This window comes from Candidatus Eisenbacteria bacterium, assembly GCA_016235265.1.
In the GTDB taxonomy this organism is placed as follows: domain Bacteria; phylum Eisenbacteria; class RBG-16-71-46; order RBG-16-71-46; family JACRLI01; genus JACRLI01.
In genome coordinates this window covers 217460-236237 of sequence record JACRLI010000004.1, presented here as the reverse complement: position 1 = coordinate 236237, position 18778 = coordinate 217460, and the positions used below count along the sequence as shown (strand labels likewise).

The window sequence follows — 18778 nt, the reverse complement described above, 5'->3', positions numbered from 1 at the left end:
CCGGGCGTCATGAACGGACCTGCGCGCTGCCTTCATCATCTCCGCTCCCCCTGGCCGACATGGATGGCGGTCCTACACGCATGTCGCCAGCACCACCAGCAGGCCGAAGGCGATCTCGCTCAGGCCCAACTGCATGGTGGTCATCCGCAACCGCCACGGCGAGAGCCCCACGGCGGCGCGGAGGGCCAGCACGGTCATGGCGACGGCCGCGGCCCACGGCACCCATCCCTCGCGCGCCAGGAGCGCCACGCCGCCTGCGGCGGCGGCGTGCAGGGCCAGTACTTCCGCGGTCCGCACCGGGTGACTCTTCTCCAGTCGCAGCCGGGCGCGAACGTAGGCCACGGTGGGCACGGCGCGCGCGGCCAGGATGGCCCACAGTGCGAACGCGGCGGGCCGCGGGAGGCCGGCGGCGAGCGCGATGGCGGGCGCGGCGCCGGCCAGGGCCAGCGCGGCGGTGACTTCGGCCGCGGCATCGCGCGCGCGGCGGTCCAGGTCGAAGGCCAGGGCCACCGCGCCGATCGGCGCCGCCAGGCCCATCGCCAGCAGCACCGGCCCTTGCGCCAGCAGCGCCGCCCCGGTCACCGCGGCCGCGCCGGCCAGCGCCAGTGCCGCCGCGGCGAGGCCCGCCCGCGCCGTCCGCGCGGTGCGCCGGCCCTCGCGCCGGTCGGTGACCGAGATGCGCAGGGGTTTGCGCGCCAGGAAGGCCGCAACCGTCGCCACGGCCACCAGCGTGGCGGCCATCCCTCCGGATGGCGTGGCGCCGGGTGCGCGCAGCGCCACGGCGAGGCCCAGCACCACGGGCTCGCCCAGGAAGGCCCAGCTCCCGTGCTCGGCCGGCACGAGCAAACGGCTCACCGGGTCACCGCGCCCGCTTCAGGAACCGGTACACCACCAGCTGGTTGCCCCCACCGGTGGTGTTCTCGTAGTCAATCTCGTGAATCGGCACCAGGCGGCCGCTGCGGACGTAGTCGGGGAACCACTCGGGGAAGAGGATGCAGTAGTCCGGACCGCGCTCGTCGAGATAGCCGGGCAGCGCGTCGTCCGGGTACGGGGACAGGCCCGCGCGGCGCCGCTCGAGCAGCTCGGTCACGAAGTCCGAGCTCACCAGCCCCATCACGTCAATGCAGTAGCGGCCGCCGATGTAGGTGATCGCGCCCACGTCGTTGTTCGCGATCTTCGATCCGGGCGGCACGTTCTGCGCCACCCACTCGCCCATGGCCACCTGCATGTGCAGGATGTTGTCCACGTTCAGCCGGTAGGTTTCCTGACCCATGAATTGGCTGCGGGTGGCCCCCACCACCAGGATCAGCGCGGCGACCAGTTCCACGCCGCGACGGGCCGTGGCGCTGCCGAGCGCCGCCTGCAGCGCCTCGAGACAGACCATCGCCACCAGGGCCGTGAACGGGACCAGGGGAATGGTGTAGCGCGACAGGCTGAAGTGCATGGGGAAGAAGACCAGCGCGTAGGCCCAGAATACGAGCGGCCACAGGGGCAGGGCGAGGGGCCGCATCGCCGCGCCGCGGCCGGCCCAACGAGAGCGGAAGCCCCACAGCAGCAGCCCCGGCGCCAGCAGCACCAGCAGGGAGTTGTCCCGGAAGGCCCACAGCATCGCCTCCTGCAGGTAGTGGGCGCGCCCGCCGTTCCACCACGCGATGCCCTCTCCCAGCGGGATGAGGCTCTTCGCGTAGAACGTGTTGGGGAACGGGCGCCCGGTCGTGGCGAGGCAGAAGATGCCGTAGGGGAGCATCACCGCGATCATGGCGGCGGCGCAGGGCAGGGTGGCGCGCAGCGCGGCGGCGATTCGGGATCCGGACCTGCGGACCGCGGGCGGACTTCCGGAGCCGCGCCGGCCGGTGACCGCGACGCCAGGCGCGCCGGAGGGACCCCGTCCGCGGCCGGCGCGCCACGCCTCCAGCGCGCACAGCAGCACGCCCAGCAGCGCGGCCTCGGGACGCGCCTGCCCGGCCAGGCCCGCGAGCGCGCCCACGCCCAGCGCCCGCTTCCATCCGTGCGCGCCGGAAAGGTGCATGCGGACCGCGGCCAGCGCCAGCGCCATGGCCACGCAGACCTCCATGCCGGAGAGCGCCCCCCAGGTCATGCGCCCGCTGGTGGCGGTTGCCAGCCCCGCGAGGAAGGCCAGCGGGGTGGACAGCCCCGCGGCGCGGCCCACTTCCATGGTAAGCAGCGCCGCGGCACACGACGCGAGGATGCCCAGGACCACCGCCCACGGTTCCAGGGGCGCCCCCATCGCGTTGCCGGCCGCCAGCAGCACCACCCACAGGGGGCTGGTGGCACCCGGCGATGGCTCACCGGGGTTGAACGAGAAGCCGGCGCCGTGCGCCAGGTTCCGCGCGTACTGGAAGTGAATGTAAGGGTCGTCCATCGGGAAGCCCAGCCGGCCCTGCGCGGAGAGCATCGGGCGCAGACAGGCGACCGCCAGGGCGGCGGGCACAACCAGGAGCACGGCGCGCAGAGCCCACCGGGCCCATGCGGGGAATTCGGTGGAGCGGGGGATGGCGGGTTCGACGATCGGTCCGGGTCGCGGCGGGGTCATCCTGGATCTCCGGGGTCCTGGGTCCGCGCATGGCGGCGTGCCGGGCGCCTGGCGCAATGATACCCGAGAGGCCCGCCCCCGCCACCGGTGTTTCCCCCGACAACGCGCGGTGACCGCCGGTCCGGGCGTGATCGCGGGCCGGACGCCTTTGTCTGCAACGTTTGCCGCCCCCGGCGACGGTGGCCCGCCGCTTGCGATGGATCCACGCCGTCCCCGGATGCATTCCCCGCGAGGGCGCCCCATGCGCGTCTCGTCCCTGTTTCCTGCCCTGGCCGGCCTGCTGCTCGTGGCGGGCCCGCCCACCGCTTCCGGCGCTTCCGGTGTGGCCGAGTTCCTGCGCCTGGGGCTGGGCGCCCGCGCGTACGCGCTGGGCGGCGGGCTCCTCTCGGTGGGCCACGACCCGTCGGCGCTGTGCTGGAACCCGGCGCTGATGGCCCGCACCCCTTCGGCCGCCGCGGAGATCATGCACTCCGAGAACTTCTCCGGGGCGGCCGGCTTCGATGCGCTGGCCTGGACCGGCCCCATCGGGCACGGCTCCGGCGAGGCGCTGGGAGTGGGCATCCTGCGCCTGTCCGTGGACGACATCCCGGTCACCGACCGCTTCGCCTTCGACGACTTCGGTGCCGACGGCCAGCCCGGCACGCGCGATCCCGGCGAAGACGACGGCCGATGGGAACCGGGCGAGCCGGTGCAGGTGGATCCCTCGCGGGTGGAGTGGCGCAGCGACGCCGAGTGGGCGCTCATGGTGGGCTACGCGCGCGCCTTCGGCCCGCGCGTGAGCGCCGGGGTGTGCGCCAAGTACCTGCGCCAGGAGGTCGCCGGCCGTCGCGGGGAGGGCTTCGGGCTGGATGTGGGGTTGCGCGCCGAGGTGTCCGGCGTGGAGGTCGCGGCGCGCGTCAGCGACATCACCAGCACGCGCATGGCGTGGGATTCCGGGGCGCGAGAGAGCCTCCCACCGTCCCTGGAGCTGGCGGTGGCGCGCGAGGTGCGCCTGGGCCCTGGCCTGGCGGTGCGCGGCGTGTTCGGCGCGGCGTCCGCCCCGGGTCTCTCGGGCGGACCGGTGCGCCCGTGGCGCGGCGGAGTGGAGCTCCGGAACCGCGACCGGCTGTTCCTGCGGGCCGGGTCCTCGGAAGGCCGGGCGGCGTTCGGTGCCGGCCTGGGCGTGGGCGCGTTTCGCGTGGACTACGCGGTGGCTCCCTTTCACGACCTCGGCGGCACGCACCGCGTGTCCGCCGTGGCGCGCTGGTAGGGGGGCGACATGAGCGCACGCCACGAACGGTCCCGCCCGGACTCGGGCGCCCGGGCCGTGCTCTTCTCGACGGTCCGCTGGGTCGTGTTCCTGGCCCTGGCCGCCGGCATCGCCGCGCTGCTGTGGGCGGTGTTCCTCGCCGTGGACGCCGCGGCCCTGCCGTCGGCCTCGCTCTCCGCGGGCGCGGTGGGCGGCGGCTTCCGCCTGGTGAGCCGCGACGACGGCGGCCGAATCTTCTTGTGGGACGAATACGGGCGTCCCGCGCCGGGCTGGCCCGTCGCGGCGTCCGGCGCGTGGCCCGCGGGCGTTCCCCGGCTTCAGGACCTCGACGGCGATGGCCAGCCGGAGGTGGTCTGCCTGCTGAAGTCGTGGGACGGCGGGCAGACCGTGCGCGCCTGGCGCCTCGACGGGCAGCCCGCGGCGGGCTTCGCAGAGATCCCCTGTCCGCGCGACATGGCCGACACCCCCGAGCTGGGCGACATCGAGCGCCGCGGTCGCCCCGACTGGGTGTGGGTCGGCACGTCCGGCGACGTGCTGGCCTCCGAGGCCGGCGATCCGTCCGCCCGCCGGCCCATCTCTCCCCTGACGAACTTCACCGGCCGGCCGCGCCTGCGTCTCGCCGACGCGGACGGCGACGGCGTTCCGGATGTGCTGGGTGGGGTGGAGGAAGGCCCGGCCGGCCGGTGGTTCTGCCTCTTCTACGCGGGCTCGATGCCGGTCTACCAGGAGCGGCAGACTTCCGTGCCCGTCACCGCCGCGCCACAGCCCGCGCGGGTGGGATCCGACGCGGCGCCCTGCCTGCTGGTGCCGCTGGCCGGTGGCGTGGGCCGCTGGGACGGCGACGGCCTGCGCGGCTTCCACGCCGCGACCGGCTGGCCGGCCACCGCGCCCGTGGGCCCGGTGGGGGGTGTCGCCGTGCTGGCGGACCGCGGCCAGAGAATCCTCGCCCTGGGCCGCGACGGCCGCCTGGCCGCGTGGGCCGCCGACGGTTCGCCGCTTGGGACCTGGGGCGACGGCGCGCGACCCGGGCGCTCCCTCTCGCAGACCGACCTGGCAGCCTGTTCCGCCTCCGCGCCCCCGGGCACGCGGGCGGCGTGGGCCGCGCACGACGGGGGCACCGCCCTGGGTTTCGTGAGCGACGCTGGAAGCGACTCGGCCGGCCGCCCGAGGCTGTTCCGCCACGAGCTGGGTCACCGGCACCACGGCGTGAGCGCCTCCGCGCCGGCCGGGTTGCTCCCGCCCGGCCGGTTTCGCCTGTGGGTGAATGGCGCCGAAGGCTCCGCCGCCGGCCCGGTGCTGCGGCTGACCGGTGGGGAGGTGGAGCTGCGCGGGGCGCTGGAGGAACCGGCGCTCTCCGGGGATCCGGAGGTGGAAATCCGGGTGTTCCGCGGTGCGGCGGCCGTGGGCCGCGCCACCGGCCGCTCCGCGGTGCAGCTTCGGTTGAGCCTCGAGAGCGGCACCTATACCGCCGTCGCCTGCGCGCGCGGCGACACGCTGGGCGGGGCCCGATTCCAGGTCGAGCTGCCGCTGGCCCTGCGGGACGTCTTCAACTACCCCAACCCGGTGCGCACCGCCACCGACTTCCTGTTCGCGCTCACCCGGTCCGCGCGCGTGCGCGTGGACGTGTTCACCGTCGCGGGGCGACGCGTGCGCGGACTGGAGGGCGACTTCGGCGAGGGCCGCCAGCGCCTCGGTTGGGACGGGCGAGACGCCACCGGTGAGCCTGTGGCTCGCGGCGTGTACTTCTACCGCGTCACCGCGCGTTCCGGATCGGAGAGCGCGGAGACCATCGGCAAACTGGTCCGGCTGGACTGAAGGGGGGAGAGGATGACGGGACGCACACTTCGGGCGGTCCTGGCGGCGGCTGTCATCGCGATCTGGGGCCCGGCGCAGGCCGCGGCCGGGGATGCGCCCGATCCGCGGGACGCCCTGGGCGGCCGCCTCGGGGAGGACCAGGTTGAGATCGCGCCCGGCGAGTCCGTGGGCCTGTTCGCCGGCTCGCCCTCGTATCACCGCACCCTGCTTCGCTGGCCGGAGCCGGGGGGCATGGACGTGGTGCTCACGCTCGACTACTCGGGCTCGGTGTCGCATCACCGGTTCGATTTCACGGCCGCCTCGGCCTACGTGGATGCCGAGGCCGCCTTCGGAGAGTGGAGCCTGGGGCTGAACGGCCACGTGCTGTGGACCGCCAACCTGGCGCCCTACCTCTTCAACGGCGAGGTGCCGGGCCAGCCGCATCGCGACGCGTCCGGCCTGGTGGTGGACGGGTGCTGGCGCACCTCCGGCTACTCCATCTGCGACAAGGCGTATGCGTCCGGGGGATCCAACGGCGACGTGGAACTGGCCTCCTCGGAGGGTGCCCCGGTGGCCTTCGGCTACCCCGGCAACCTGCCCACCTCCGGCAATCCCGCGATGCTGCCCAACGATCCCTCACTCGCCTGGCGCGCCTCGCTGGCCCCGCCCGCATACACCCGGCGCGCGCTCACGGTGAAGAAGCCGGACGGCAGCACGTGGACCTTCGACGAAGTGCCGCTCACGCTGCGCTGGCCCGGTTACTCGTACAACAACAACGAAGGCCCGCGTGCATTCCGCCTCTCCCGGGTGGCCGGGCCCACGCCGGGCTGCTCGCTCACCGTCCGTTACGAGTACGCCGACTCCGGCGGCGGACGCTCCGCGTGGCTGCATCCCACGGCGGTGCGGGTCACCGACCAGTCGGGACGGAGCGTGAACATCCTCGTGGACGCCTCCCCCCAGGGCGGCGAGTGCCACGTGTCCGTCGTGACCAGCTACGGCCCCGGCCAGCACGAGCTGGACTTCTCGGAGCGGTGGTACACGGACCGCGCGGCCCGGCCGCGCCGGTCGTACCTGTACTATCTCGACCACTTCACGGACCGAACCGGCCGGGTGACCGGCTTCCGCCACGAGCCCGACGACCGCTCCGAGGCGTGGCTCACGAACTGCTCGGACAGCGCGGACGTGCGCGCCATGCGGCTTGCCGGCGTGGACTACCCGGAAGGCGGCAGTTCCACCTACGGCTTCGTCCCGCTTCCGGCGACGCGTCCCGCCTGCCCGGACCCCACGCTGCGCGGGGAGGACGGCGCGTGGCGGGCCACCGGGCGTTCGCCGTGCCTGGCGCCGATGGTCTCGCGCGTGGAGATCCGCGAGGCTGCGGGGCAGGCCCCGGTGCAGGTGGTCGCCCTCGCCTACGACTGGAGCGAGCGGCCCGCCGTGGGCGCGCCGTTCGAGTCCGACGCGTACCGGTACCTGACGAACGTGGACTACGACGGCGGGCCGCCGCTGTCGCCGTCCCCGCCGGCAGGAGGCGCGCCGGGCGCGTCGAGCCTTCCCGCCGGGGCCCCCGGGCCGGGCGCCCCGGTCGCGTCGCGCGAGGCCGCGCGGGCCGCCGCGTTGGCGTCCGGGTTCCGCATGGTGCACACCTTTCGCAAGTACCCGTGCCTGCCCCAGACGCACGGCGGCCCGACCCGCAGCCGCTGGGCCGCCCGGCTGGTGGAGTCCTCGGTGAGCCTCGCCTGCGGCGAGACGCACGCCCTGGCCATGGACTACGACGCCGTGCCCGAAGGCGACCATTACACCGGCACGCTGCTGCCGGCCTCGAAGACCTTCCGGGCCACCTCCGCGGGCGCGCCTCTGGGCGGCTACACCACCACCACCACCTACGACAGCCTCGCGCGGGTGACGGCATGCACCGATGCGGCCGGGGTGCGCACCGAAGTGGAGTACTTCGACGCGCCCGGGCTGCACCAGCCCTGGAGCGGAACGGGGCGCTATTCGGTGCAGCTCCCCGCGCGCGCGCGCCGGCTGGCCCCGGTCACGGGCGCGCTCCTCTCCGAGACCTGGTACGAGCGGGAGCCCGCCTACGGCCGCGTCACCGCCGAGCACATCCGGCTCGACGACGCGCGCGTGGCCACGCGGACCTTCAGCTGGAGCGAGACCGAGCCCTCGCGGATGGTGCGCGCAACGGGCCCCCTGGGGGAGGCGGTGGAGTTCGAGTACGACCCGCGGCCCATCCCCAACACCATCGCCTTTGCCGACTGCCCCGGAGGCGCCTACCCGGTGATGATCACGCTGCACCCGGACGCCGGGAGCAGCCTGCAGGCCTACCAGTCGTTCGGCTGGGAAGGGGAGCTGTTGCGCGAGGCCGACGGCGCGGGGCACCTCACCTCGCACGGCTACGACGCGGAAGGCCGCGAGCGCACCCGCGCGCTGCCCGGCGACGTGATGACCGGCCCTCCGCCGCCGACTCCCAGGTCGCCGGTCGCGCCGCGCGGGGCGCTGCTGCCGCCCTACGACCTCACGGTGTGGCCGTCGCGGGTGCTCACCCGGACGTCGGGTGCGGGGTATGCCACCGACTACGCGGCGCTGTATCCGGCCATGCTGGAGAGCCTGCTGGCGGTGTGTCATCTCGACGGCCTGGGCCGCCCGCGCAGCCTGCGCCGCGCCGGGGAGTCTGGCGCCGCCATGGAGTACGCGTACGACGCGTTCGGACGCCTGGTGCAGGCGGGGAGGGCTGGAGCTGCCGGCGTGACCTACACCCACGATGAGCTGGGGCGCCCCACGGCCGAGGCGGGGCCGGCCGGCACCACCCGGGTCGAGCACCGCACCGTCCCGGATCTCCAGGTTCTCGGCCTGGGCCGGCCGGGCGGCACGCCGGGGTTCTGCGCCGTGGAGATCGCCCGGCACCCCGGCGGAGTCTCCTCGCTGCGCGCCCGGGATGCGCGCGGGCTGCTGCTGGCCGCCGCGGAGTACGCCGCCGGCGCATCGGTTCCCTTCGAGACCCGGTACTACGAATACGACGCCGCGGGCCGGGTCACCGCGTGGCACGCACCCGGCGGGCACGTCACCCGGTTTCACCACGACCTCGCGGGCCACCGCCTGCTGGTCGAGAACCCCGACGGTTCACGCCGCGTGACGGTGTGGGACCTCGCCGGACGCCCGGTGTTCACCCGCGACGAGCGTGGCGCGGCCGGGGCCGGCTGGACGTGCCTGCGCTACGACGCGCTGGGCCGGCTGCTGGAGGAAGCCACCTCCGCGGGTCTCACGGAGGCCTCCGCGCAGGCCCTGGCCGACGCCGGCGCGCTGCCCGCAGACTCCCGCTGGACTGCCCGCTACTCGTACGACGGCAGCGCCTCGCCCGGCTCCCTCACCCGGGTGGAGACACGCGACGAGCGAGGCGCCGTGGATGTGGTGGAACTCGACTGCGACGGCCGGGGCCGGGTGGTCCGCAAGACCTGCCACTTCGCGGGAGTGGCCAGTCCGCTTTCGCTGGAGTTCGAATACGACCGCCTGGACCGCGTCACCTCCATCATCTACCCGGACGGCCGGCGCGTGAACCACTACTACGATCCCGCCACTGGCCGCGTGGCTCGGCTCGAGGAGCACGGCTCCGGGCGGGAGCTGGCGGCCTTTACCCGCGACGCCGCGGGCCGCGTCGCCGCGCAGCGTGCCGGTGCGCTGGAGCAGCGCTGGGAGCGCGACGCGGGCGGTGCGCCGGTCTCCCAGGTGGGACAGTCGCGCGGGCGCACCCTGTTCCAGGAGTTCCACGAGCGCGACCCGGACGGACGGTGCGCCGCGCGTGCCGCCGCCGGGGGAGTGCGCTGGGACTTCGCGCGCGATCCGGCGGGGCGTCTCGCCTCGGTGCGCTTCTCCAGCGAACCGGGCTCTCCCGCCGTCACCTACCGCCACGCCCCCGGCGGGGAGCTGGACTCGGTGGGCAGTGACCTCGAATCGGCGGCCTTCGACCTGGACGGGCCGCGCCTCTCCCGCGTGCGCCGGGCGCCGCACGGACGCGAAGAATTCGCCTATGACGCCGGCGGCGCGCTGGCCGAACGCACCCGCCTGGTGGGCTCGGACACCCTCGGCGCCCTCACGCTCGCCTGGTCGTCCGCCGGGCGGCTGGTGACGGTCGCCGGGCGGGCCGCCGACGTCACCGACTCGGCCGTCTATGGATACGACGCGCGCGGCTGGCGCACCCGCCGTCGCGTGGGCGGCGTGACCACGTTCCAGCTGCGCGACGAGGATGGCACGCTGCTGGCGGAGGCCGATTCCTCGGGCCGCGTGCTCCGCGAGTACGTGCGCGCGGGGGCCCGGCTGCTCGGCACCGTCGAGCGCGACGGCGCCTTCGTCGCCTATCTCTGCGACGCGCTGGGTTCCGTGCGCCTGGGCGTGGACGAAGACGGGGCGGTCCGCTTCCAGCAGGAGTTCCTGCCCTACGGCGAGCTGTCGCGTTTCGAGGGCGCGGATCGCCCCACGCTGGGCTTCCTGGGGGCGGAGCAGGATCCGGAGACCGGCTGGTGTTACCTGGTGAACCGCTTCTATGACCCGGGCACCGCGCGCTTCGTCTCACCGGATCCGCTCCGGGACTCCGGCGCCCCGCCGTACGGCTACGCCTTCGGCGATCCGCTCACCTACGCCGACCCCGAGGGCCTGGCCGGCTCCCCGGTGGACGCGCCCGCCGGGCTGGCGCCGCGCTACATCCTGCCCCCGGTGATCGTGCGCGGCACCATCGGCGTGCCGGACAAGCTGCTCCTGGCCATCCGCCTGCTGAAGACCGTGGGCGGGGACCGGGCGGGCGAGCAGGGCCGCAAGCTCTACCAGGCCTACCTGGCCGTCACCCGTGCTGCGCGCTCGATCCACGACGGATTGCTCACGTTCCCGGGAAAGGACGCGACCCTCTCCGTGGTCGCCGGACTGGGCCGGGTGTGCCCGGTGGTGACCCGGGCCGTGGTGCGCGGGGCCGTGACCAAGGTGCCCGCGACGCGCACGCTGGACCGCGCCATGATCGGCCACCAGCTGGTGGCCGGCATTCGCGTCCAGATGGCCCTCGAGAACGCGCGAGGCCTGACCCCGGTTCAGGTGGAGAACGCGCGCCTGGCCTCGGAGAGCGTCCTGCTGGGGGAGACCACCCTGGACCTCCTGGGCGTGCTGGCGGTGCAGGCGGGACTGGCCACGCCGCCGGTGGGGGTGATGGCGCTGCTCACCTGGGGCGGGTTGCGGCCGGAACTGTCCGACCTCTCGGACGACATCCTCTCGCGGGTGGTGCCCGGATACGCGAACACGTCGGTCCTGGATGGCCTCTTCGGGCCGGTGTGGGACGATGCCGCGGAGGCGCATTGAGCGGGTGGCCGGTGGCGCCGCGCGCTCCCGCCGCGCGCTCCCGGCGCACGCTCCCGCCGCGCGCTCCCGCCGCGCGCTCCCGCCGCGCGCGCCCGGCGCGCGCTCCCGGCGCGCGCTCCCGGCGCACGCCCCCGCCGCGCGCCCCCAGCGTGCCCGCGGTCCCACCGGCCCGCGCCCGTGCCTCAACGCTTCTGGACAACGCGCCCGGCCCTCTGTAAGCTCCGCGCGTGAGCGACATCGAGAAGAAGCTCTCCGACGAGGAGAAGCACCCCGGCTTCTGGGGCGGCATCCGCAACATCTTCCTGCAGGGCGTGGCCCTGATCTACGGGCTGGGCTTCATCTCGGCCATCGTCGCCATCTTCCTGCTGGGCCTGCTGGCGCGGAACCTGGTGGGCAAGTTCCTGCTGCGCGGCGTGGAGAGCCTGCTGCTGTCCATCCCCGTGGTGAAGACCATCTACCACGCGGCCAAGCAGCTCATGGAGGCATTCTCGGGGGCCAACAAGTCCATCATCTTCCGCGAGGTGCTGCTGGTGGAGTACCCGCGGCTGGGGATGTACTCGGTCGGTTTCGTCACCAATCGCATTGACTATCGCCGGCCGGACGGCGAAGTGGATCCCCTGGTGAACGTCTATATCCCGCATCCCCCCAACCCCACTTCGGGCATGTTCATCCTGCTGCCCGTGGACCAGGTGCACCCGCTCGACATCTCGGTGGAAGAGGGGCTCAAGCTGGTGCTCTCCGGCGGGATCGTCTCGCCCACCATGCTGCTGGGCCGCGCCGAGCGCCGGTTCTAGCCACCGTGCGGTGGCTGCCGGGGCCCGGGTCACCTGCGTGAGATCCGGTTCCCGATAGGCACCGACCCGCCTCCGTCCGCATCCAAACAGTAGCCGCTGCTTCGCCTCCCTGCCGTCCCGGCACCGACCCGTCCGCGATGGACCCGGCGAAGATCCGCCCGCGTCGCGCCCCCAGGCCCGCGCCGTCGGAAACCGTCCCGAAGTCCGGCCTCGCCCAGGTGCGCCGACGGCTCCCTCCCAGTCCGTCGTTTCGCTGGTCCGATGCCCGCGAACCACAGCGGAGGTGCCCAGCCATGCAGCGCATTGTCACCGCGACGACTCCCGCCACCCCGTCCGCCGGCCGCCGCGCGGCGCTGGCCCTGCTGCTCCTCGCCGCCGCCCTGCCGCTCGCCACGCCGGCCCGCGCCACGGTGCGGGTGGTCAACATCGTGGACGTGGGCGGCGGATTCGAGTACTCACCTTCGACGGTCTTCGCCACCCTGGGGGACACCATCCGCTGGGTGAACCAGTCGGCCTCGAGCCACAATGTCACCAGTGGCATCTCACCCACTCCCGACGGCAAGTTCGCCTCGCCCACGCTGGCCCCCGCCGCGACCTACCAGCGCGCCTTCACGCTGATGGGCCCGTTCCGCTACTTCGATTCGCTCAACCCCGCCACGCGGGGCATCATCCGCGTCACGCGCGCAGTGGTCACGATCAAGGACTTCTCGTTCAATCCGGCCACCCTGAACGTCACGCTGGGGGACACGGTGGTGTGGTTCAACAGCGGGACGTTCACCCACACCAGCACCAGCGGCAGCGGCGGGATCGAGAACGGCACGTGGGACACCGGTTTCCTGGGCCACAATGCCAGCGCCGCGATCCCCATGATGGTCGGCGGGGCGCAGCAGTACTTCTGCGCCGTCCACTCGTTCAGCATGGTCGGCACGGTGACGGTCGGCGCGGCCGTGGGGGTGGAAGGCGGCGGTGCGATCGCGACCCGGCTGCTGTTCGCCCGGCCCAACCCGGCGCGTGGGCGGGTGCAACTGGCCTACGAGCTGGCGGCACGGGGGACGGTGCGCATGGCACTGCTCGACGCCTCGGGCCAGCTGGTCCGGGTGCTGGTGGACGGCCCACAGGACGCCGGTCGCCACACCGTCTCCTGGGACGGCCGCGGCGCCAGCGGCGTCCGGGCCGCCTCCGGAACGTACTTCTATCGCCTGGAGGCCCAGGGCACCCGCATCACCCGGCGCTTCACCTGGCTCCGCGGATAGGCCCGCAGCTGCAGGGCGGCCCTGGGGTGAGGGGCGTCCCCGGAGATCTCTCCCGGGACGCCCGCGCCCCGGGAGAGGTTTGAGCCCAACCCTACGAGTCCACTCCCCGGGCGTGCTAGTATCCCACCATGTCGTACCGCCACCGTCCGACCACCCCTCCGGCCGCGCCCAATACCCGCCCGTGCATCCGTTTCCGTGCCGCGATCTTCGCCGGCGCGCTGAGCGCGCTGGTCACGGGTGCGTGGCCGGTCCCGTCCCCGGCGCCGGCGGCCACGGTCGAGGTGGCCCCGGTGGCCGGCAGCCGGTCCATCCAGAGGGCGCTGGACCGGGTGCAGCCCGGCGACACCGTGCTGGTCCTGCCGGGTGACTACGAGGAACGGCTGGTCCTGCCTTCGGGCGTCACCTTGCGCAGCCGCGACGGCGCCCTGTCCACCCGGATCCTGGGCGACTACCGCGGCTCCGTGATCCTGGTCCGCGACGCCGACAGCCTCACCCGCGTGGAGGGATTCACCGTCACCCGCGGCCGGGGCACGTACCTGCCGGACACGCCGCGCGAGGGCGGTGGCGGGCTGCTGGCCTTCCGGGCGGCGGTGCGGGTGCGGGACAACATCTTCGTGGACAACGTGCTGGAGATCGGCAAGGGGGTGGGCGGGGCGGTGGCGCTGTTCGAGTCGCCCGCGGTGCTGGAGGGCAACACCTTCGAGGGGAATTCCGCCAGCAACGGCGGCGGCCTCTACGCCCGCGCCTGCTCGCTGGTGACCATCCGCGGCAACCGCTTCCTGCGCAACCACGCCGACTACCACGGCGGGGGGGTGTTCCTGGACTTCCGCACCCAGGGCCTGCTCGAGGCCAACGTCATGGACCGCAACGACGCCGGGTGGGGCGGCGGGGCGGAAATCGGCACGCTCACGCGCGTGGAAGTGCGCGGCAACACCATCGTGGCCAACCGGGTGGAGCACTGGGGCGGCGGGCTGTTCTTCCTGAACTGCCGCCCGCTGGTGGTGCGCAACCTGCTCGCCGAGAACATCAGCGCCAACCAGGGCGGCGGCCTGGTGGCCGGGCGCGCGGCCTACCCGGATCTGCGCTGCAACCTGGCCTGGCACAACACACCCGAGAATTTCTACTACGCCGCCAATCCCACCGAGATCCCGGGCTCCTCGCCGCCGGGCGAAATCCCCGGCGCGGGCCAGCAGATCGAGGAAGACCCCGGGTTCTGCAACTACCTCAACGGCAATTTTCACCCGCGGCCCGGCGGTCCCGCCGACCGCGAGCCGTGCGGGGTGATCGGCGCGCTGGCGCCCGAGTGCCCGAGGCCCGCGAAGATCCTGCGCTGAGCATAGCCCGAGCCAGTTCTCCCGCGGAGTCCGTTCACGATGGTGGCGGCCCGCGGCGCCCGGGCTGTGGATAACTCGGCGCCCACCGGAACTCGCGCGTGTGCGCGCCGGTACGCGCGCGCTTCCGCTTCCGCCGGTGCCGCGCGGAGCATTCGAGGAGTGTGCGATCCCGTTGTGGATAACTTCGGAAGAGGAGTGCGCGCGTCGCGCATGGGCGCGACGCGCGACTTTTTCGCGCGGCGGAACAGAAATTCGTTGTGAGTGTGTTTACGCGGGTGCAATACTCCGTTCGCTCGATACACGAGTGTGGACGTCGTCTCGAATGGGTCATGAGGAACAGTTCGGGACGCGCCCCTTGGTGGCGGGCGCGGCAAGGATGCCGCACCGCCACCCTCGTACGAGCCTCCCGAGGCCGCGACACGGGACTGCACAAGGACGATGCGAAGCATGAAGGCTGGGTCCGCGCGGACCCAGCCTTCCTTACTTCGCGGATTCCATGTCCCGGGAGTGCCCGCGCTCCGCTGGCGGGGACCGCGCGGCGCGCTAGCCCAGGTGGGGCGTGAGCTTCGAGAGCAGGGCCTGCTTGGGCATGTTGCCGATCAGCTGCTCGACCACCTTGCCGTCCTTGAACAGCAGCAGGGTCGGGATGCTGCGGATGGCGAACTGCACCGAGATCGACGGGTTCTCGTCGACGTTCATCTTGACCACCTTCAGCGATCCGGCCTTCTCGCGCGCGATCTCGTCGATGGTGGGCCCGAGGGCCCGGCACGGGCCACACCACTCGGCCCAGAAGTCCACCAGCACCGGGGTGCCCGACTTGAGGACTTCCTGCTCGAAGGTGGTATCGCTGACCGCGGCAACACTGGACATGACTTCACCTGCTCCTTTCGATGGCACATCTGCGGGGGGGAGGACCCAATCGGGGGCACGTCCCTTCGCCATGGTAGATGCCCGCATTCCACGCGAAGATTCGCTGCCCGCGGCAGCTTGAGCTAGAATGGCACAGCCATCGGAATACCGTCAACGACCGGGCGGGCGCGCAAGCGCGCCCGCCGGAACGCTTTGCGGGCCGGCCCGGCCCACGGAGGCGCCATGCCCAGGATTCGAATCCGCCGCCCGGGACCCCGGGACGTCCCCACCCTGGCGCGGCTGTCGTACGACTCGTTTCCCATGCCCAACCTGCCCATCTCCAAGCGCGAGGAACTGCTGAAGGACCACCCGCTGGTGGACCTCAAGGACCGGCTGTTCCTGGAACTGGACGGCCGTCCCGCCGGCACCCTGGCCATGATCCCGCTGCACGTGTGGCTGGCGGGCGCGCGCTTCCAGGTGGGCGGCATCGCGGCGGTGGCGGTCTCGCCCGACGCGCGGCGCGAGGGGGTGGCCGCCGCGTTGCTCAACGAGTCGCTGCGCCAGATGCGCGCGCGCGGCGACTCGATCGCGATGCTCTATCCCTTCCGCCACGACTTCTACCGGGGCCATGGCTACGGACTGGTGGGCGAGCGGCACATCTTCGAGGTGCCACCGGCATCCCTGCCGCTGCACGAGGCGCGCCGCCACGTGCGCGTGTTGCGCCGCGAGGAGTACCCGCGGGTGCACGAGTGCTACGCGCGCCTGATGAAGGAGAACCACTGCTGGCTGGAGCGCACCCGCAAGATGTGGCAGAAGCGGCTCAAGGCCGCGGAGACCCGCGTCTACGGCGTGCACCGCGAGGGCGAGGACGACGGCGAGCTGGCCGGCTACGCGGTGTGCGAGAACCGCGACTTCGACGGCCGGCCGGGCCTGGAAGTCACCGACTACGCCGCCGAGGGCGAGACCGCGCTGCAGGCCATCCTGGGGCTGCTGTCCTCGCTGCGCGACCAGGTGTGGATGGTGCGCATCTTCGCCGCCCCCGACGAGCACTTCGCGGCGCGCCTGGTGGAGCCGGAGGCGCCGCTGCGCAACGAGATGGGAGCCTGGTACGGCTTCAGCGTCGCCGGCCGGCTGGCGTTCGGCTACATGGCGCGCGTGCTGGACGTGCAGCGCGCGCTGGCGCAGCGCCACTACCACCCGTGCCTGCCGCTGGTGGCGGCGTTCACCGTGAAGGACCCCAGCGTGCCCGGCGGGGCGGTGCGCTCGGTGCTGACGCTGGGTGCCGAGGGCGGCGCGCCCGCCAAGGTGACCCCGCTGCGGCGGGGGGCCTCGCTGCGCGCCTCCATCACGCTGCCGGTGGACCTGTTCAGCCAGTGCTTCTTCGGCTACCTGCCCTGGTCCGTGGCCGCGCGCGAGGAGCTGTTCGTGCAGCGCGGCGACGACGTGCTGGCCGAGCTGGACCGGGCATTCCGGGTGCCCCTGCCGGGCATGCGGGACTTCTTCTAGGTTCGCGGGACGGGCATTCGCGCCCGGCCCCGCTGCGCCAGGCTGCAACCGCCACCCCCGCACCCGCGTACACCCCCTGTTGGCCGAAAGGCCCGGCCGGGTTACTCTCTGCGTTCATCCCCCGCCCGGGGCCGCACCCGGCGCGCGTGTCCACAACGACCCGGAGGTCATGCTTGATCGATGTCCGAGGCCTCACCAAGAAGTTCCACGACAAGAAGCGCGGGGAGATCCGTGGCGCGGACCGGGTGACCTTCCAGGCCCAGGCCGGGCAGGTGTTCGGGCTGCTGGGCCGGAACGGGGCGGGCAAGACCACCACGCTGCGCATCCTCTCCACCATCCTGCAGCCGGACGAGGGCACCGCAGTCCTGAACGGCCACGACCTGCTGCAGCGCCCCGCGGAGGTGCGCCGCAGCATCGGCTTCCACACCAGCGACACCAAGCTCTACGACCGGCTGACCGGGCGCGAGTCGCTGGAGTTCTACGGCCGCCTGCAGGGCATGTCGAAGGACGAAGCCCGCGCGCGCGCCGAGGCGCTGGGACGGGAGTTCGCGCTGACCGAGTTCATGGACACCCGCGTGGCGAAGCTCTCCGGCGGGCAGAAGCAGCGCATCTCCCTGGCCCGCGTGGTGGTGCACAACCCGCCGATCCTGATCCTGGACGAGCCCACCGTGGGCCTGGACATCATGGCCGCCCGCGAAGTGGTGCTGTTCGTGAAACGCGCCCGGGCCGCCGGCCATTGCGTACTGCTGTCCACGCACATCATGTCGGAAGTGGACAAGCTGTGCGACCGCGTCGCCATCATCGACAAGGGCGCCATCCTGGCCGCCGGGACGCTGGACGAGCTCAAGGAGACCTACCGCGAGAACGACATCGAGGAAGTCTTCTTCAAGCTGGTCAAGGAGGTTGCGTGAAGAACGTCGGCCTGGTGTGGGTGAAGGAGATGCGGGATGCGCTGCGCGACCAGCGCACGCTGTTCTTCATGATCGTGTTCCCGCTGGTGCTGTACCCCGCGCTGATGGGCGGCATGGCCATGATGGCCGAGAAGGAGGACAAGGCGGTCCGCAACACGGCGCTGACCCTGGCGGTGCAGAACATGAAGGCCCTGCCGGAGTTGTCCGACTCGCTGGCGGCGCTGCCCAAGGCGCGCCTGGTCGAAACCACCGACCCGCAGGCCGACGTGCGCACCCGCCGCGCGGACGCCGCGGTGGTGGTCCCGGCCGACGCGGCGGCGGCGCTGGCGGAGGGCCGGCAGGTGAAGCTCACCCTGTACGCCGACGAGACCCGCGAGATCAGCCGCCACGCGCGCGGGCTCGCCGAGCAGTTGGCGCGCCGCTTCGGCCAGCGCGCCACCGCCCGGGCGCTCACGGCGCGCGGCGTGTCCGCGGACCTGGCGCGCATCGTGGAGCTGGAAAAGCGCGACGCCGCGCCTCCCGCCAAGAAGAGCGGCTACATGCTGGCGCTGTTCCTGCCGTACTTCCTGGCCATCGCGGTGGTCAGCGGCGCGGTCACCACGGCCATTGACACCACCGCCGGCGAGAAGGACCGCGGCACGCTGGAGACGATCCTGGTCAGCTCCGCCGGCCGCACCGACATCGTGGTAGGCAAGCTGCTGGCGGTGGTCACCGTGGCACTCACCTCCACGCTGGCCAGCTGCGTGGGGATCGGGGTCACGTTCGCGATGGGCATGCTCTCGTTCGGCCGCGGTGAGGCGAACGGCGCGATCAACGTGTCGGTGCCGGCGCTGCTGGGCGTGCTGCTGGTGGCGCTGCCCATGGCGGTCCTCATCTCCGCGCTGCTGGTGGCCCTGGGCTGCTTCGCCAAGAGCGCGCGCGAGGGCCAGATGACCTCGGTGTGGCTGCAGATGCTGGTGATCTTCGGCGGCCTGAGCTCCATGGTGCAGCAGACCGACCCCACGCCGCGGAGTTTCGCCATCCCCATCCTGGGCACCGCGCTGGCGCAGCGCGAGATCCTGCTGGGGGAGGCCAAGTCCGCCCACCTGGCGATCGCCGTGGTATCCTCGGTGGTGCTGGCCGCACTGGCGATCGCGGTCGCCGTGCGGCTGTTCAGCAACGAAAAGGTCATGTTCCGGGCCAAGTAGACCCGGG

General features: G+C 73.1%; 12 protein-coding genes. 9 read left to right on the top strand and 3 right to left on the bottom strand.

Annotated features, from left to right (window positions below; translation table 11 throughout):
• Nucleotides 1-72: 72 nt before the first annotated feature.
• Together HZB25_02945 and HZB25_02940 are read right to left on the bottom strand one after the other, a co-directional pair.
• Nucleotides 73-855, bottom strand: a complete 783-nt coding sequence (locus HZB25_02945) for a YwiC-like family protein (protein ID MBI5836182.1) — start codon at nucleotides 853-855, stop codon at nucleotides 73-75.
• 4 nt (nucleotides 856-859) lie between these two features.
• Nucleotides 860-2554, bottom strand: a complete 1695-nt coding sequence (locus HZB25_02940; GenBank protein MBI5836181.1) for a hypothetical protein — start codon at nucleotides 2552-2554, stop codon at nucleotides 860-862.
• A gap of 241 nt (nucleotides 2555-2795) precedes the next feature.
• Here HZB25_02940 and HZB25_02935 point away from each other — a divergent pair, with 241 nt between their 5' ends.
• From HZB25_02935 to HZB25_02910, 6 genes are all read left to right on the top strand, one after another.
• Nucleotides 2796-3803 (top strand): hypothetical protein, encoded by a 1008-nt coding sequence (locus HZB25_02935; protein ID MBI5836180.1) that lies wholly within the window; start codon nucleotides 2796-2798, stop codon nucleotides 3801-3803.
• Nucleotides 3804-3812: 9 nt separating this feature from the next.
• Nucleotides 3813-5618, top strand: a complete 1806-nt coding sequence (locus HZB25_02930; GenBank protein MBI5836179.1) for a T9SS type A sorting domain-containing protein — start codon at nucleotides 3813-3815, stop codon at nucleotides 5616-5618.
• A gap of 12 nt (nucleotides 5619-5630) precedes the next feature.
• On the top strand, nucleotides 5631-10937 hold the full coding sequence (locus tag HZB25_02925) for an RHS repeat-associated core domain-containing protein (protein ID MBI5836178.1): 5307 nt from the start codon (nucleotides 5631-5633) through the stop codon (nucleotides 10935-10937).
• A gap of 227 nt (nucleotides 10938-11164) precedes the next feature.
• Nucleotides 11165-11731, top strand: a complete 567-nt coding sequence (locus tag HZB25_02920; protein MBI5836177.1) for a DUF502 domain-containing protein — start codon at nucleotides 11165-11167, stop codon at nucleotides 11729-11731.
• A gap of 293 nt (nucleotides 11732-12024) precedes the next feature.
• Nucleotides 12025-12984: a T9SS type A sorting domain-containing protein gene (locus tag HZB25_02915; protein ID MBI5836176.1), complete on the top strand. Its 960-nt coding sequence runs from the start codon at nucleotides 12025-12027 to the stop codon at nucleotides 12982-12984.
• Nucleotides 12985-13112: 128 nt separating this feature from the next.
• Nucleotides 13113-14318: a right-handed parallel beta-helix repeat-containing protein gene (locus HZB25_02910; protein ID MBI5836175.1), complete on the top strand. Its 1206-nt coding sequence runs from the start codon at nucleotides 13113-13115 to the stop codon at nucleotides 14316-14318.
• A 543-nt stretch (nucleotides 14319-14861) separates the two neighbouring features.
• On the opposite strand, the gene trxA is transcribed toward HZB25_02910, so the two are convergent.
• Nucleotides 14862-15188 carry a thioredoxin gene (trxA, locus tag HZB25_02905; protein MBI5836174.1) on the bottom strand — a complete coding sequence of 109 codons (327 nt, stop codon included), beginning with the start codon at nucleotides 15186-15188 and terminating at the stop codon, nucleotides 14862-14864.
• Nucleotides 15189-15410: 222 nt separating this feature from the next.
• Between trxA and HZB25_02900 the strand changes: the two genes are divergently transcribed.
• The 3 genes from HZB25_02900 to HZB25_02890 all read left to right on the top strand — a co-directional run bounded on the left by HZB25_02900 (nucleotide 15411) and on the right by HZB25_02890 (nucleotide 18771).
• Entirely contained in the window at nucleotides 15411-16673 is a 1263-nt protein-coding gene (locus HZB25_02900; GenBank protein MBI5836173.1) for a GNAT family N-acetyltransferase, read from the top strand.
• 173 nt (nucleotides 16674-16846) lie between these two features.
• Complete coding sequence (locus HZB25_02895) at nucleotides 16847-17584, top strand: ABC transporter ATP-binding protein (protein MBI5836172.1); 738 nt, start codon at nucleotides 16847-16849, stop codon at nucleotides 17582-17584.
• Entirely contained in the window at nucleotides 17581-18771 is a 1191-nt protein-coding gene (locus tag HZB25_02890; GenBank protein MBI5836171.1) for an ABC transporter permease, read from the top strand. The genes HZB25_02895 and HZB25_02890 overlap by 4 nt, the downstream gene beginning before the upstream one ends.
• Nucleotides 18772-18778: the final 7 nt, after the last annotated feature.

Bases quoted from the DNA above. Each gene is read 5' to 3' on its own strand.
- HZB25_02940 (MBI5836181.1), bottom strand. From the start codon at position 2,554: ATGACCCCGCCGCGACCCGGACCGATCGTCGAACCCGCCATCCCCCGC.
- HZB25_02935 (MBI5836180.1), top strand. From the start codon at position 2,796: ATGCGCGTCTCGTCCCTGTTTCCTGCCCTGGCCGGCCTGCTGCTCGTG.
- HZB25_02930 (MBI5836179.1), top strand. From the start codon at position 3,813: ATGAGCGCACGCCACGAACGGTCCCGCCCGGACTCGGGCGCCCGGGCC.
- HZB25_02925 (MBI5836178.1), top strand. From the start codon at position 5,631: ATGACGGGACGCACACTTCGGGCGGTCCTGGCGGCGGCTGTCATCGCG.
- HZB25_02915 (MBI5836176.1), top strand. From the start codon at position 12,025: ATGCAGCGCATTGTCACCGCGACGACTCCCGCCACCCCGTCCGCCGGC.
- HZB25_02910 (MBI5836175.1), top strand. From the start codon at position 13,113: ATGTCGTACCGCCACCGTCCGACCACCCCTCCGGCCGCGCCCAATACC.
- trxA (MBI5836174.1), bottom strand. From the start codon at position 15,188: ATGTCCAGTGTTGCCGCGGTCAGCGATACCACCTTCGAGCAGGAAGTC.
- HZB25_02900 (MBI5836173.1), top strand. From the start codon at position 15,411: ATGCCCAGGATTCGAATCCGCCGCCCGGGACCCCGGGACGTCCCCACC.